The sequence below is a fragment of the Streptomyces sp. NPDC060035 genome, assembly GCF_042736635.1.
In the GTDB taxonomy this organism is placed as follows: domain Bacteria; phylum Actinomycetota; class Actinomycetes; order Streptomycetales; family Streptomycetaceae; genus Streptomyces.
The window spans coordinates 1-15553 of record NZ_JBHWVO010000056.1; the positions used below are offsets into that span (position 1 = coordinate 1).

General features: G+C 69.8%; 11 protein-coding genes and 1 pseudogene. 5 read left to right on the top strand and 7 right to left on the bottom strand.

All coding sequences use genetic code 11. The annotated features are described in order from the left end of the window. Positions 1-195: 195 nt before the first annotated feature. Together ACFWBQ_RS37705 and ACFWBQ_RS37710 are read left to right on the top strand one after the other, a co-directional pair. Positions 196-456: pseudogene (locus tag ACFWBQ_RS37705) on the top strand (transposase family protein); the annotation flags it as partial. Positions 457-872: 416 nt separating this feature from the next. Next, complete coding sequence (locus tag ACFWBQ_RS37710) at positions 873-1277, top strand: hypothetical protein (protein ID WP_385508430.1); 405 nt, start codon at positions 873-875, stop codon at positions 1275-1277. Positions 1278-1522: 245 nt separating this feature from the next. Here the strand turns inward: ACFWBQ_RS37710 and ACFWBQ_RS37715 are convergent, their stop codons facing one another. From ACFWBQ_RS37715 to ACFWBQ_RS37745, 7 genes are all read right to left on the bottom strand, one after another. After that, on the bottom strand, positions 1523-2116 hold the full coding sequence (locus ACFWBQ_RS37715; RefSeq protein ID WP_385508432.1) for an isochorismatase family protein: 594 nt from the start codon (positions 2114-2116) through the stop codon (positions 1523-1525). 576 nt (positions 2117-2692) lie between these two features. Next, the gene (locus ACFWBQ_RS37720; protein ID WP_385508435.1) at positions 2693-3772 is read right to left on the bottom strand and encodes an amidohydrolase family protein; all 1080 of its coding nucleotides are present in this window, start codon (positions 3770-3772) and stop codon (positions 2693-2695) included. A 640-nt stretch (positions 3773-4412) separates the two neighbouring features. After that, the gene (locus ACFWBQ_RS37725) at positions 4413-6056 is read right to left on the bottom strand and encodes a penicillin-binding transpeptidase domain-containing protein (protein WP_385508437.1); all 1644 of its coding nucleotides are present in this window, start codon (positions 6054-6056) and stop codon (positions 4413-4415) included. A gap of 250 nt (positions 6057-6306) precedes the next feature. Beyond that, entirely contained in the window at positions 6307-7281 is a 975-nt protein-coding gene (gene cs1 / locus ACFWBQ_RS37730) for a clavaminate synthase Cs1 (protein ID WP_385508439.1), read from the bottom strand. Beyond that, complete coding sequence (gene speB, locus ACFWBQ_RS37735; RefSeq protein ID WP_385508441.1) at positions 7278-8228, bottom strand: agmatinase; 951 nt, start codon at positions 8226-8228, stop codon at positions 7278-7280. Before speB ends, cs1 begins: the two co-directional genes overlap by 4 nt. Positions 8229-8285: 57 nt before the next feature. Further along, a complete protein-coding gene (locus ACFWBQ_RS37740; protein WP_385508444.1) occupies positions 8286-9815 on the bottom strand; it encodes an asparagine synthase-related protein in 1530 nt (509 codons plus the stop codon). A gap of 2 nt (positions 9816-9817) precedes the next feature. Further along, positions 9818-11533 carry a thiamine pyrophosphate-binding protein gene (locus ACFWBQ_RS37745; RefSeq protein ID WP_385508446.1) on the bottom strand — a complete coding sequence of 572 codons (1716 nt, stop codon included), beginning with the start codon at positions 11531-11533 and terminating at the stop codon, positions 9818-9820. A gap of 213 nt (positions 11534-11746) precedes the next feature. Here ACFWBQ_RS37745 and argJ point away from each other — a divergent pair, with 213 nt between their 5' ends. From argJ to ACFWBQ_RS37760, 3 genes are all read left to right on the top strand, one after another. Then, positions 11747-12925, top strand: a complete 1179-nt coding sequence (argJ, locus tag ACFWBQ_RS37750) for a bifunctional glutamate N-acetyltransferase/amino-acid acetyltransferase ArgJ (protein WP_385508448.1) — start codon at positions 11747-11749, stop codon at positions 12923-12925. A gap of 100 nt (positions 12926-13025) precedes the next feature. Next, positions 13026-14036, top strand: coding sequence for an MBL fold metallo-hydrolase (locus ACFWBQ_RS37755; protein WP_385508450.1), 1011 nt, complete (start codon positions 13026-13028; stop codon positions 14034-14036). Positions 14037-14700: 664 nt separating this feature from the next. Next, on the top strand, positions 14701-15489 hold the full coding sequence (locus ACFWBQ_RS37760) for a BTAD domain-containing putative transcriptional regulator (RefSeq protein ID WP_385508452.1): 789 nt from the start codon (positions 14701-14703) through the stop codon (positions 15487-15489). Positions 15490-15553 lie beyond the last annotated feature (64 nt).

Genomic DNA, 15553 nt, shown 5'->3' on the forward strand with positions numbered 1-15553 from the left:
CCGGCCCACAACCTGACACCAGCAAGGTTCCCACCCATAACCAGACCAACGACGAAGCTGGCCACCAGTCACAGCAAACACCGTTGCAGTACTAGCGCAGCGCCGTAGCCGTAGCCGACTCTGCGAAACGTGAACGGTGCTGACGAAGCGAGGTGCACGGCAACTTTGGCCCTGGGATGATCACCGCCTTCTGGCGTGATCACTGCATCGGAGTCCAGCTGGAGCGCTCCGTTCGCCGGGCTGAAACCACGTCAGCTCGGCAAGCTCACAGGCCACGCTGCGTCTCGAAGGCGGGCCCATCCGATCCGGAAGGGGCAAGCCGTGGAGCCCTGGCGCTGGAGGACCGGGTCCTCTTGGTGACTGCGTACTGGTGCACCAAGTTCACCCTGCGGCAGCCGGCCCCTCCTGTTCGGCGTATCGAAGTCCGCAGCTGATCGCATCATCGACGACCTCGGTCGGCGCGGTCAGTGGGCGGTCCAGCCACCGTCGACCGGCAGTACCGCACCTGTGAGGTAAGAAGCCGCTGGGCCGGCCAACAGAACTGCCGCGCCGACGAGTTCCGCGGAGTCGGCCCAGCCTCTCTGAGCGTCGATGGCGGGCAGGTTCTGAACTGCCACAACTCCCCCGTGCCGGGCGGCAGGTGTGGATAGGTTGACGGGTGTGGACACCGAATGGACCTGGGCGCACTACAGCGACGACAACCCGTTCTCCGCACCGCTGAGCACCGGCGAGGACTACCCCACCGAGGCGGAGGCCAGACAGGCGCTCGCACGCTACATCGTCGCGCTCGTCTCACCGCACACCGAGGAGGCGCTTCAGCAGCTGCGCTCCGCACCGACGGGGCAAACGCCGTCCTCGTCGTCCCTGACGCCGTGTTCACCACTCGTTTCGCCGGGATCCCTTACCAAGAGGCCCCGAGGCAGCGCCCTGACAGGCAGCCCGCCGGGTCGGAGGGCTCGCTGGGGGCGGGCCTCGGCAGCTGTTGCGAGGCCGAAGCACTCCGGCTGATCGAGTCCGGCAGGGCGCGTATCAGGCCCAAGGACGTACCCGTACCGATGCGGGTCGAGGGCTACCTGATCGGCCTGTGCGTCACCGCGGGTTTCCTGATGACCGGAACCGGCATCAGGGCATGGGACCAGCCGGAGAACAATGCGGCCGGCCCCATCCTCGTGTTTCCCGGCCTTGTCCTGTTCTTCGGCGCCTTCTGGTGGACGTCGAACCGGCGCCGCCGCGCCGTCACCCATCTCGCCCGTTCGGGTCACGCGGAGCAGCCATGAGGAGGGTCGGGGACCGGCACGGCGCACCCGCCTCGCCACCTACCGTGCTTCGTCCGCCAGATGCCGCGTGCATTCGCCGACTGAAGCGCTCAGCCACAGCGGCGTGTGACGGTCGCCCTGTCCCGGGTGGCGACACGGGTGCAGGTCCGTGAGGTCGATGATGACGAGGACTGCGGCCGTGGGAATCATCCAAGCTGCTCTCCACATGCGTAGAAGGCTGCCCCCTCAGTGCAAAGGGCCGACCACTATGACGGTCCGGGGACCTCGCCGGACATGGCGACGCCCGCCCGACGGAAGTCGTCCAGGGTCGACGCCGTGGTGTGCGGGGCGACGCCGACCGAGTAGTTCAGGAGCACGCGGGCGCGGAACCCGGCCTTGACAGCATCCAGTGCCGTCGCGCGCACGCAATGGTCGGTGGCGATGCCGACCACATCGACGTCTTGCACCCCGCGGGCACGCAGCCAGTCCGCCAGGGGCGTGCCCTGATCGTCGGCGCCTTCGAAGCCGCTCTTGGAGGCGCTGTGGGCGCCCTTGAAAAAGACGGCATCGACCTTGCCGCCGGTGACGGCGGGGGCAAAGTGGGGGTGGAATTCGCCGCCCTCGTTGCCCGCCACACAGTGGACGGGGAAGCTGTCCTTGTAGTCGGGGTTCTCCGAGAAGTGACTTCCCGGGTCGATGTGATGGTCACGGGTCGCGACGACGTACTGATAGTCGCCACCCGCGGTCTGCTCCACCAGTTCAGCGATGGCGGTGGCGATACGGGCGCCGCCTGCCACGGGGACGCTGCCTCCTTCACAGAAGTCGTTCTGCACATCCACGATGATCAAGCCTCGGTTCATCACGAACACCTTTCAGGCGACAGGGAGCAATCAGGAGAACGTACGTTCGGGGTGCCGGAGCCGCCAGGCAAGGCACCCCGGGAGGGGAACAGCTACGGAGCGGGGGGCGGGCGACACTGTCCTCGCAGGGGCCGTCGGCGAATACCTTCAGCGCCTCGAGCTTGACAGCGTCCGTAGACAGCTGCCAGCGCAGCTTGGTGGCCTCCCGCTCCCCCACGTTCCGGCACTGCGCTCTGCGTCGGCGGGAGCCACTCGGTATGCGGCGCACCTCCCGGGTGCCCCTGGCCCGCCGGCGCCACAAGCGGCAGACGCTCCGCCGCGTCAGCCGTCGCGTCCTTCCGGACACCCGGACCGCATCGCCCCGCAGCCGGATCCAGCGGTCGTTCGTGCTCTGCCCCGGCACCGTAGGACCGTCGGGAGTTGCGGCGGGTGTGGCGTTGGCTCGGCGCCCCGCCCAGGTCCAGCAACGCAGGCCCGCTGCGTCACGGGTGATCGGAGCGCCTGCCGGTTGCACCCGCTCCGTGTACGTCTCCCGCGCCTGACGGAGCACGCTGATCGCCCTGGGGCGCTCAGATACTAGGCGCGCCTCAGCGAGGGCATGAGGCGGAGCGCGTTGTCGCGGTTGATGCCACGACGTTGGCGGTCGGTGAGGACGGGGTCGGTCTCGATCGCCGGCACCGTGAAGTCGGTGATGATGTCGGCGGAGGCGGCCGGCCAGTCGGTGCCGAAGAGAATCCGGTCGGCACCGGCGGTGGCCACCAGAGTGCCCGAGGGGGCCATCGGGCCCGCCGTGTCGTAGTAGAAGCGGCGGAGGTAGTCCCGTACGCGGGCAGCATCGAGGGGTGGGGTACAGAAGTCGCCGAAGGCCTCCATGCGGGTGGCGATCTGAGGGAGAAATCCACCGGCGTGCGGCAGGATGACTGACAGGTGCGCGTAGCGGTCGAGTGTCCTGGTACGGATCAGATTCACAGCGGCACGCGTGGTATCCAGCAGGAAATCGCACATGAAGTTCGGAATTCCGGGGACCGTGGGCACGCCGGGTGGTCCGCCCGGAAGGTCGAGCGGGTGCGTGAAGACGACCGCGGCGCGTTCGTCTAGTTCCGCGAGGAATCGGTCGTACGAGGGGTCACCGAGGTAGACACCGTTGTAGCTGGCTTTCATGCTGACTCCAACGGCACCGAGCTCGTCGAAGGCGCGTCGGAGAGCCCACGTGGTCACTTCGGGATGGTCCAGGACAGCAGGGCCGAGGATGGCGAAACGGCCCGGGTGCTGAGCCACCAAGTCGCTCAGCGCCTCGAAGACGACGGTGAGGCCTTCCCTGGCCTGCGCGGCGGAGCGGTACCGGTCCTGCATGGTCGGGTTGAGGACGGCGGTTGCGATTCCCACCCGGTCCATCAGCGCCAGGGTGGCGTCCAGATCCCAACGCGCCCACCACGGCAGCTCCTGCCGCCGCACCAGGCCCTCACGCTCGGCCCAGTCCACCCACGCCGGAGCGGTGAAATGGTGGTGGACGTCAATCCTCGCCCGGCCGGCGCCATCACCGCTCCCCGATCCCCGCAGCACCGCTTCCCCCGTGGCCAGAGCACTGGACCCGCCCGTGGCAGTGGCGGTGGCCGCCACCGCGCCACCGGCAACGAGCAGACTGCGCCGGCTCATGGCCCGGGTCGATTCCCACATCCGCGTACCCCATCCGTAGCGCCATCAGCTTGCCGCACCACGATGGCCCGGCGACTTGCCCACGATCACCACGGCGTGCCTTGTTCGAGGTCGGTTCCCTCGGACGGACGCAGTCCAGAGGGTGGCGGGCGACCTGCTGCGCGCTCAACGCGCGGATCCACCCCGTCCGGCGCTGAGTGGGCTGAGGTCGCCCACCGCCTCACCCGCACCGGGGCACCGGGGCACCGGGGCACCGGGGCACCGGGGCAACAAGAACGGCGCTCGTCGGGCAGGGCGTAGGGGAACTGGATGGCGTAGTGGTGGCCTGCGTGTTCGCGCAGCCCTGCCGGCATCCCGCAGGCTGCCACACCCGTCAGGCTGCATCACGCGGGTATCGGCCGCAGGGCATCACCTGGTCACCCAAGTTCCACGGCCACGCGATCAACCCGCAGGGAACACCCCTAGGGGTGCGCGGCCGGCTGGTGTTCCAGGGCATCCTCTTCGTCCTACACACCGGCGTCGTCGAGGAACGCGCTGATGACGATCCGCCCGGCGTACCCGCCGGCTCCGCGTGTGGCTGCCGATCAAGCCCCCGGCTCCCCGGAGGTCATCGCACCGGCTTGGATCAGGTCACTCGCCGTCACCCCGCATCCGTCAGCCCCTTCAGGAACCTGGCCGCCACCGGCCCCGCGTCGGCGCCGCCCGAACCGCCGTCCTCCAGCATCACGCACCACGCCAGGTCGCTGTCGCCCTGGTAGCCGATCATCCAGGCGTGGGTGCGCGGCGGCTTCTCCTCGCCGAACTCCGCCGTCCCGGTCTTGGCGTGCGGCTGCCCGGGAATTCCCGCCAGGGCGCTGCCTGCTCCGTACGTCACCGTCGCCCGCATCATGTCGCGCAGGTCGCCGGTCACCGAGGGGTCGAGCCTGGCGGTCGCCTCGTGCTTCTTCTTGACCGCGTCGGGCACCAGCACCGGCTGATTGAAGGTTCCTTCCTTCACCGTCGCCGCGATCGACGCCATCACCAGTGGCGAGGCCTGCACCCGGGCCTGACCGATGGTGGACGCGGCGAGGTCGTTGTCCGACGTGCTCACCGGGACCGATCCGTCGTACGTCGAATCGCCCACGTCCCAGACGCCGCCGATCCCGAAGGCAGCCGCCGCGGCGTGCAGGGCCGAGCCGCCCGCCTTGGCGCGGTTCTCCACGAACATGGTGTTGCAGGACTTCGCGAAGGAGTCCTTGAAGGTCGATCCCGCCGGCAGCGTGAACTGATTCTGGTTCTCGAACCGCTGCCCGTCGACACGTGCGAACTTGGGGCACTCCACGACGTCGGACGGCTTCACGCCCGCCTTCAGCATCGCTGCCGCCGTCACCACCTTGAACGTCGACCCGGGCGGGTACTGGCCGGCCAGCGCACGGTTCAGGCCGCCGGCCGGACGGTTGGAGACGGCGAGGATGTTGCCGGTCGAGGGCTCCAGGGCGATCAGCGCGGCGTTCACCTTCAGCCCTTCCATCGCTTTGGCCACGGCGCCCTGCACCTTGGGGTCGATGGTGGTCTTCACGGGTGTGCCGGGCTTCGCGGAGCTCTTGGTGAGGGAGGCCTCGGCGTGGCCGGACTGCCGGTCGGCGATCACCACCTCGCTGGTGGCCGCGCCCCCGCCGCCCCGCAACTGCTTGTCGTAGCGTGCCTCCAGACCGAACGTCCCCCTGCCCTGTTCGTCCACCGAGCCGCGCAACGAGGCGGCCTGCAAGTCGTCGCCGTTGGTATCGAGCACGGCGGCACGCTTGGCCACCGTCTGCAGCGCGAGTGTCTGTCCGGGCTTCAGCCGGGGGTGGATCATCGGGGAGCCGAACTCCACGGTCCACTGCTTCGCCTTCTTGACCAGCGTCGCTTCGGAGTCGTAGCGGAAGAGTCCGACGGCGGGGATGATGAACTGTGCGGTGTACGGGACGGTCACCTCGCCCTTGTCGTTCTTCTCGCCCTCCCCCGCCGACAGCTTCGCCTTCGTGGGCTTCAGGTTGGTCGTCACCGAGGCCAGCAGGGACTCGGCGTTCTCCGGCGAGTCGGACAGCGCCGCGGCCTTCGCGGCCTCGCCCGCCGCCCAGGCGTCGAGAAACGACTGGAGGCGCTCGGTGGCCGCGGCCACCTCGGGGTCCCGCTCCCCGTCCCCGGACCACGCCCGGTACCCCCACCAGCCCGCACCCACCGCCAGGACGACGGCCACCGCCACACCCAGCACCGGTCCTCTGCGCGGTCCGCGACGCCTTGCGCGGTCATGACGTGCCATCTGCTGCAACGTGGGGTCCGACACTTGGCGTTGTCTCCTCGTCTGCTGCGGATACCTCTCCCGTGACCGGACCGCCTCCGGTCACCTGTCCGACACGCTAACCGCTGCCCCGGGGCGCCGGGCCACCACGGAGAGTGCCGGGAGAGTGAGCCGAGAGCGGACCGGGAGCGGGCAGCACGACGGGCGGGCCGGTGGCGCTCCACACTGTTGCGGAGCGCCACCGGCCCGCCGGGCCGTGGGAAGAAGCCGGTCAGTCGCGCGGGGTGAAGGCGACCACGTCGCCCGCGTGTTCGCCGCCGGCGAGCTGTCCGAAGCGGTCGGTGCGGATGTAGACGCGGTGCAGCCACCGGTCCACCCCGTCCCAGCGCGGCGTGAACGGCGTACGGGCGTGCGTCGTACGGAAGTTGTCGATGATCAGGACGTCGCCGGGGACCAGGTGCACGGCCTCGGTGATCTCGTCCAGCGCCTTGGACAGCGACTCCACGGCCTCGACGTCACGGGGGTCCTCGGGGGCCAGCAGCTCCCGGTCGTAGCCGAGCAGCGGGTCGTCCGGGTCGCCGTAGAGCGGCTTCACCTGGGCGATGGCGCCCGGATCCTCGACGCCGCCGCGGAAGGCGACGTCGACGCAGCAGGGCACCTTGCGGTCGAAGAGGTGGCTGCGGAAACCGTCCGGGATCAGCGGCAGCGCCTTGCGGACCGAGCCGACCAGGGTCGCGGCCCTGCGTTCATGGTCGGCACGGGAACAGGCGAGCATCACGTAGTTGGGCTGGAGCTGGTGGTACGCCATTTCCGTATGGAACTCCAGCAGGGTCTCGCTGGTCTCCGACGAGAGGTGGTGCGCGCCGGGTGAGGGGTACACGTCGTGGTAGACGGTGCCGCTCCGCAGCTCCCTGTACCCGGTGTGCAGTCCGAGCCGGCGGCCGACGATGCCGAGCATCGCCTCCATGGTGAGCAGCGGGCGCTCCGTCGGCGCGGGGGTGGACTCGGGGGTGCGCGGCAGCTGGTCCTGCGGTTCGACGGGGAGGCCGCGCAGCAGGAGGTAACCGTCCTCGTTGCCGGACGCGTTGAAGGCGTCGAGCGCCTCGGCGATCGAGGCCGGTAGGTCGCCGGACGCCTCCTTCGAGGCCGCCAGGAAGGCCGGGAGGTCCGCGCGCGGCACCGCGGGCAGGCGCGAGGCGAGTCCCAGGAGTTCGTCGCGGAGTTCGGAGCAGTCTATGACGGTCACGCGTCGTTCCTTCCTTTGATGTGAGCGCGGGCGTACTGGTAGAGCAGTTCCGCGCCTATCTCGGTCGCCAGGATGGAGGTGATCCCGGCGTGGTCGTAGAGGGGCGAGACCTCCATGACGTCGAAGCCGATCGGCCGCAGCTCGCCCACGCAGCGCAGGAGGGCCAGGACCTCGCGGGAGGACAGTCCGCCGGGCGCCGGGGTTCCGGTACCGGGGGCGAAGGCCGGGTCGGCGACATCGACATCGACCGACACGTAGACCGGGTGGTCGCCGATGAGCTCCTGGACGAGGGCGTGGGTGCCGGCGACTCCGGTCTCGACGAACTCGTCGGTGGTGACGACCCGCACCCCTTTGCCGCGGGCGTAGTCCAGTGAGTCGGGCTGGGGGTTGTGGCCCCGGATGCCGATCTGCACGGTGCGCCGGGGGTCGATGAGCCCTTCGTCGATGCCGTGCCGGAACGGGGTGCCGTGGTGGAACTCGCCTCCGTAGAAAGCGGGGTTGGTGTCGGAGTGCGCGTCGAGATGGACCACGGCGACGGGGCCGTGCTGCTCGGCCACGGCGCGTAGGGCGGCCAGGGTGAGCGAGTGGTCGCCGCCGAGCATCAGGAAGGCGGCGTTGTCCTGGAGGAGGCCGCGCAGATGGCGGTGGGCCGTCTCCATCGCGATGTGCATGTTGAACGGGGTGAGGTCGATGTCCCCGGCGTCCACGCAGTCGATGAGGTCGAAGGTACCCGGCCCCCGGTCGATGCCGACCCCGTGGATCAGGCCGGACTCGTTGCGGATGGCGCGCGGGCCGAAGCGGGCACCCGGTCGGTAGCTGGTGCCCCCGTCGTAGGGGGCACCGATGACGACGACGTCGCGGCCGGCGGGCTGCGGGTCGTGCGGCAGGCGCATGAAGGTCGGGATCTGGGCGTAGCGGGGCGAGATCGCGGTGTCGACGCGTTCCACGAGGTCATCCCTCCTGTCGGATGGGGCGCGGGCGGCCGGTACGGGGTCTGGAGCGGTTCACTCGGTCTCCTTCAGCTGTGCGGCCACCTGGTGCACGGCGTCGGTGGTGCTCACCTCTGCGGGTGGCAGGCCCTCGACGACCACCCGGTCGAAGATCTCCCGCACCACCAGGAACTTGGCCCGGTGTATGTCGGCGTCCTGCACCCCGGCGTCCATCAGCAGGAGGCTGAAGGACGACGTCGTCCCCGAGCCCTCGTGCACGCCGAGCTTCGGCCGGTTGACCGTCTCCTGCGGGAGCAGGGCGCTCATCGCCTCGCGCAGGACCCATTTGTCGCGGCCGTAGCGACGTTTGAGCCCGGCCTCCAGCGACACCAGCAGGTCCAGTACGTCGCGGTCCCAGTACGGGTGGGTCGACCAGTGGCCCTGGATGCCGGAGAGCACCGGGGTCATCTCGTTGAGCCCGTCGAAGGTGGCCATGTCGAACGCCACGGCCGTGTCCAGCTGGGGCAGCCGTTCCTCGCGGTGCATACCGGCGAGCGGGATGTCGGCCCCGTAGCCGGTGAGGATGCGGCGGGCGGGCCCGTCGAGCGCCCGGTACAGGGCGGTGAGGGGCAGCAGGTACTCGATGATGTCCGGGTCGACGGACTCGGACGCCCAGATCGCGTACGGGAGCTGGCCGAGCAGGTCCGCCGTGGGGACGGTGATCTCCCGGTGGGCGGAGCCGAGATGGGTGGCGACCACGCGTGCCTCGGCGAACTCGTCCGAGGTGTCGGTACCCATGGACAGCGTGTCCAGGGGGCCGTCGGTGTGCGCGGCGGCGAGCGCGGCGACGCCGGAAGAATCGATTCCTCCGGAAAGCACCACCAGCGGGGTGGTGCCGCCCGTGCGGGCCCGGACGGCCCGCTCCAGCGTCTCGCGTACGGCGGCGGCCGCGTCGGCCTCGGGCAGGATCCGTCGGGACACCGACGGGGTCCAGGTCCGGCAGGGCACGGCGGTGCCGGTACGGACATCGAGGTCCAGCACCGTGCCGGCGGGCACCTGGTGGACGCCCGGCACCCGGCGGACCCTTCGCGCCTCGGCGACGGGCCGCCCGGACGGCGGAGCCTGGGCCGTCGCCGGGACGAGGGCCTTGATCTCGGTGGCGGCGAGGACACGGCCGGGCGCCGGAAGGGTGTAGAGGGGGACGGAGCCCGCATGGTCGGTGGCCAGGAGCACCCGGTCGCCGAGGGCCACGGCCGCCGCGAACCGGCCGTTGAGCAGCCGGAAGGCGTGCAGGTCGTAGACGCCCAGCAGGGCGAGCAGCAGCTGCGCGTCCGTGCGGGCGTCGGTGCCGGCCGGGAGGAGGGTGAGCAGTTCCTCCCGGTTGTAGAGCTCGCCGGCCAGGACGAGCGCCGTGTCCCCGGAGCGGGCCACGGCGTCCCCGGCCGAACCCGAGTGCACGAGTACGGCGTTCAGGGTCTGGGTACGGAGGGCTTCGGCCACGGTTTCGTGGGCGCCCCGGGTGGCGAAGACGGGCCCGGGGGCCCGGCCCCCGCCCTGCTGGGCGGAGACCAGGAACCCCGTGGCCGCGGGGAGTGTGTGCGTCATGATCAGATGCTCAGGGCACCGAAGCCGCCGGAGGTGAAGTCGTAGTTCACCGGGACCTCGATCAGGAACGGGCGGCCGAGACCGGCTCCCTTGCGCAGGGCGGCGAGCAGGTCCTCGCGGGAGGTGGCCTTGACGGCCTCGACGCCGTTGGCGCGGGCGAGTTCGGTGAAGTCGACCCCGGTGAACTTGACGGCCGGGTCGTAGGAGCGCTGGTGGCCGAGGTTTTGGTAGAGCTCGATCAGCCCGTTGGTGTCGTTGTTGACGACGACCGTCACGATGGGCAGGTTGAGCCGGGCGATGGTCTCCAGGTCGGCACTGTTGGAGTGGAAGCCGCCGTCGCCGGCGATGAGGAAGGTGGGCTGGCCGGGCCGGGCCATCTGGGCGCCGATCGCCGCGGGGATCCCGTAGCCGAAGCTGGAGCAGCCGGCCGAGGTGAGGAAGCCGAAGGGCTGGTCGGCGCGGGCGAAGAGCACGCCGTAGTGCCGGAAGAAGCCGATGTCGGAAACGATCGTGCCCTCACCGGCGGCGGCGGTCTCCTCCATCACTGTGTTCATGGAGTCCATCACCTGGTGGACCCGCATGCCGTCGTCGTACTCGGTGGGGTCGGCCAGGAACTCGGCAATGCGCTCACGCAGCGGGGTGATGTCGTGCGGCGTCTTCTCGGCGAGGTCCGCGGTGGCGGCGTCCAGGTGCTCGACGAAGGCCAGCACGTCGGTGACCACGTCGACGTCCGGGCGGTAGACCCTGGGGATCGGGTTGACGGTCGGGGAGACCCGGACGGTCTTCTTCTCGCCGCCGCGGGTCCACATCGAGGGGCGCAGGTCCTCGGCGTAGTCGTAGCCGAGGGTCACGATGACGTCGGCCGGGCCGAAGAGGGTCTCCAGGGCGGGGAAGGACAGGATGCCGTCCATGTACCCGGTGACGGCACCGTAGTTGAGGTGGTGGCCGTGCGGCAGGACGCCCTTGGCGATGTACGTGGTGATGACGGGGACGTCCAGGCGCTCGGCCAGGGCCCGGATCGCGGGGACCGCGCCGGAGCGGATGGCAGCCGCGCCGACGACGAACACCGGGTGCTCCGCACCGGCGACCAGGGCGGCGGCTTCGTCGGCGGTGGCTTCCCAGCCGGCCTGGACGGCGCCGACCGGCTTGGCCGGGGTGCGCGCGGCGGGATGGGTCACCGAGGCGTCGATGTCGGCGCCGAGCAGGTCGACGGGGATGGAGATGAAGCTGGGGCCGACGGGCTCGGTCATCGCGGCGGCGACGGCGGAGTCGACCAGGTCGGTGATCTCGTCGGGGCGCTGGAGCTCGACGGCGTACTTCGTCATGGGGCGCATGACGGCGACGGAGTCCAGACACTGATGGGTGTCGTTGGGGAAGATGTCGTGCGACTCGGACTGGGCGGCCAGCGCGATGACGGGCGAGCGGTCCAGGATCGAGGTCGCCACGCCGGTGGCGAGGTTCGTCATGCCGGGGCCGAGCGTGGCCCAGCAGGCCTGCGGCCGGCCGGTGATGCGGGCCAGGACGTCGGCGGCGACGCCGGCGGTGAACTCGTGCCGGGTGAGGACGAAGTCGATTCCCGGCGCCTCGTCGAAGAGAATGGAGGCGGCTTCGCGGCCGACGACACCGAACACCGTCTCCACACCGTGCTCGTGGAGACGCTTGAGCAGGGCGTGTGCGGCCGTCGGGTTGTTGCTGGGCTTGGTCGATACACGGGACATGCGGCGTCGTCTCCAGGATGTCGACGGGAAGCGGAATGCCGTCACCGTGCCGGTGTGCTCTCTCCACCGCCTCTCCAGCGCCTATCCGACCCCGCTGTAGTGCGCTTCGAGGCAGCCCGGGGCCGGTTCGGGCCTTGTGCCCGCGCCGACTGTGATAGATGAATAGACATACGAGCAGACGCATAAAGGTATGCCCGAGGGAAGAAGGCGATCATGACCGGTACGACGACCCGGGACCCTGCGGGGTTCGTGGTGCACACCGCCCCGGCGGGACTCTCGGACGACGGGCGGGACGACTTCACGGTGTTGGCCTCGACCGTGCCCTCGCAGGTCAGCGCGGTGTTCACGCAGTCCCGCTTCTCCGGCCCGAGCGTGGTGCTCAGCCGGGCGGCGGCGGCCGACGGGCAGGCGCGCGGGGTGGTCGTCCTCGCCCGGAATGCGAATGTCGCCACCGGCCCGGAGGGCGAGAGCAACGCACGTGAGGTGCGGAACTCGGTGGCCGCCGCCACCGGGCTCACCGAGGAAGAACTGCTGATCGCCTCCACCGGGGTGATCGGCCTCCAGTACCCCATGGAGAAGATCCGCGCGCACATCAAGACGCTCTCCTGGCCCTTCCCCGAGGGCGGGTTCGACCGTGCAGCGCGGGCCATCATGACGACCGACACCCGGCCCAAGGTGGTCAGGGTGCGATGCGGCGAGGCGTCGCTCGTCGGCATCGCCAAAGGCGTGGGAATGCTGGAGCCCGACATGGCGACCCTGCTGACCTTCTTCGCCACCGACGCCCTGTTGCCCCAGGACGAGCAGGACCGGATCTTCCGGAGCGTCATGGACCGTACGTTCAACGCGGTATCCATCGACACCGACACCTCGACCAGCGACACGGCGGTCCTGTTCGCCAACGGGCTGGCCGGAGAGGTGGATGTGGCGGAGTTCGAGGAGGCGCTGCACGAGGTGGCACTCGCCCTGGTGAAGAACATCGCTTCCGACGGCGAGGGGGCGAGCAAGCTCATCGAGGTGCGGGTCACCGGGGCCAGGGACACGGCGCAGGCCAAGCGCGTCGGCAAGACCGTGGTCAACTCGCCGCTGGTCAAGACCGCCGTGCACGGCAGCGACCCCAACTGGGGCCGAGTGACGATGGCGATCGGCAAGTGCACCGACGACACCGACATCCTCCAGGAGAAGGTCACCGTCCGCTTCGGCGGGGCCCTGGTCTATCCGCAGCGCGCCGACGGCCCCGGTGACGCCGAGCTGCGGGCCGAGGTCGCCGAGCACATGCGCGGCAGCGAGGTCGTGATCAGTATCGGACTGGGCATCGGCGACGGGGAGTTCACCGTCTACGGCTGCGACCTGACTGAGGGTTACGTCCGGCTGAACTCCGAGTACACCACCTGATCCGCCGCACCCCGGTCCCGCCACTGACTCAAATGTGCTGCACCACCACACCCGATCCGTAGGGTGACGGGTGATCAGCACAACGTGAACGAGGTGGCACATGAGTCAGTCGCGAAGGTCGGTCCTCCAGGGCGCGCTGGGCGTCGGGACAGCGGGGCTGCTGGTAGGCGGCGCCGCCGCCCTGCCGAGCGCGCACCCCCGCCGGATGCCGAAGGGCACCGCGCTCGGCCTGCGCTGGCTGGGCGTGGCCGGCTGGGAGCTGTCCTTCGCGGGCCGCAGCGTGCTCTTCGACCCGTATCTGAGCCGGATGCCGTACGCCGACGGGGACGGTGCCCTCGATCCGACGCTGCCGCTGCGCCTGGACCCGGAGGCCGTGGAGCACGTGGCGGAGAAGGAGCTGACCGGGGCGCCCGAGCTGATCCTGATCAGCCACGGACACTTCGACCATCTCGCCGACGTGCCGCACCTGCTGTCCAGGCCGGGCTGGGGCGGCCGGCGCATCCGGACGCTCTGCACCACCACGTCGCGTCACCTGATGGCCGCGATGGGCACCCCGGCGCACCGTATGGCGGACGTGGTGGCGGTGAGCGGAGGCGACCATCTCCAGTTCGACGGCTACAGCGTGGAGGTGTTCCGCAGTCTGCACAGCAGGCAACAGGACTACACATCCTTCGCCTCCGGGACGCGGGAAACCGTCCCCGCCCGGCCCCGGACCCTGGGCGACCTGGTCGAGGGGCAGACGCTGGCCTTCCAGGTGTCCGTCGAGGGCGGTCCGTCCGTTCTCCTGACCGGCACCAGCAACGTCGCAGAGCGGGAGCTGGTCGGCGCACGGCCCGATGTGGCGGTGATCGGGATGAGCGGTCACGCCTCCGTCCACGGCTACCCGGACCGGATGCTGGCCGCACTGGGGTCACCGCCCGTGCTCCTGCCCTGCCACCACGACGACATGGTGACCCCACTGGGCGACTCCGGGATCTCCCGTACCGCATCCCCGGACGCGGTGACGGCGCTGACTCGGGCCGCCGAGCGCCGGGCGCCGGACGGCGGCACACGCGTGCTGGCGCCCCGGCATCTGGAACTGCTCGACGTCACAGGGCTCCCGGCAACCTGAGGCCGCCGACTGCAGGGAGCCTCGGGAACTGAGGCTTGGCCACACCTGAACCCCCGAATCGGGCACCTTCGGGGGTTCAGGGCACCCGATCGGGGGAGGGCGGACGCCCGACGTCGCATTTCGGCACCCGCGACCCCGGCTCACGATCCCCTCGGCATACGATTTCTGCCATTAGCGGTCTAGACCACTGAGCGGCGACTCCGAGTGAGGATCAGTGCGCTGCGTAACCTCGCTCGCCACGCATGGCCCCACGTCACCTTCACACCGGAAGCACATACTCCGCCTGGGCGCTACGTTCAGGGGGTCGTCACCCCGTCGCTCGCCGAGCGGCATATGCCCGGATGATTACTCCGCGCAATTCGCGATCATGTACTCCCGGCCACTCCCCCGCACACAAGTAATCCGTAGTTTCCCCGTGCATGCTTTTCACGGGCTCCGGTACAACAGTTTTCAGCCGCACCCATCCCGGCCTCGTTGACGCGGCAAGGTTGGCTGATTACTGTCCCGACTCGATAGGGCAGAACCCCGCTACGCGCGTAGTGGCCGAAGCCAGGACCGCTGCATTCCCTTGATCGACCAACGCATCCAAAGACATTGCGTGCGAAAATCCAGCAGTTCATGGCGGGGGAATTCAGTCATGGACAGGCAGAACGGGAGAACCCCTATGGGCGGCGTGCAGATTCGCATATTAGGTCCGATCTCCATGCTTTCCCGGAACATGCCGGTCCCCCTCGCCGGACAACGGCAGCTCCGAGTTCTCACCGCCCTCGCACTTGTGTCGGGCAGAGCCGTCGGCACACCCGAACTCATCACCCACCTCTGGGGCGAACGTCCGCCCCGGACCGCCCCCGGCCAGCTACAGACCAGTGTGTGGATGATTCGCCGCGCACTGGCCATGGTCGGAGCGCCGCAGGAAACCGTCCTGTCGACGGCTTCCGGTTACCAACTGGACTCCGCTCACTGCGAGATCGACAGCGATATCTTCCGGCGCAACGTCGCAACGGCGAAGAAAATGGTACGTGCCGACCTCAAGGAGGAGGCGCTGGAGCTCCTCAAGGACGCACTCGCCCTCTGGCGGGGCCCGGCCCTGGCCACGATTTCGAGCAGCGCGCTGCAGACCCGCGCCGCGCGGCTGGAGGAAGAACGCGTCGCCGCACTGCAACAGCGTATTTGCTTGGAGATAACTCTGGGCCAATACGAAGAGGCCATTGGTGAACTCACCGACCTCATAGCCCTCCATCCCCTCCGTGAAGAGCCGTACGCGCATTTGATGCAGGCGCTGTATCTCTCCGGCCGGCAGGCCGACGCGCTCGCCGTGTTCCGAAGGGCCCGCAATACGCTGACCGACGAGCTGGGAATCGACCCCGGCCCCAGGCTGACCACGCTGGAGCGCGCGATCCTTCGCCAGGACGCCGACATGCTCTCCGCCGTGCCGGGCACGGCCCGGTACTGACCCCGCTCCGGCACCTGCCGCGGCGCGGCCCCCCCCCCCCACGACGGGCCCTGGCCGTGAGGGA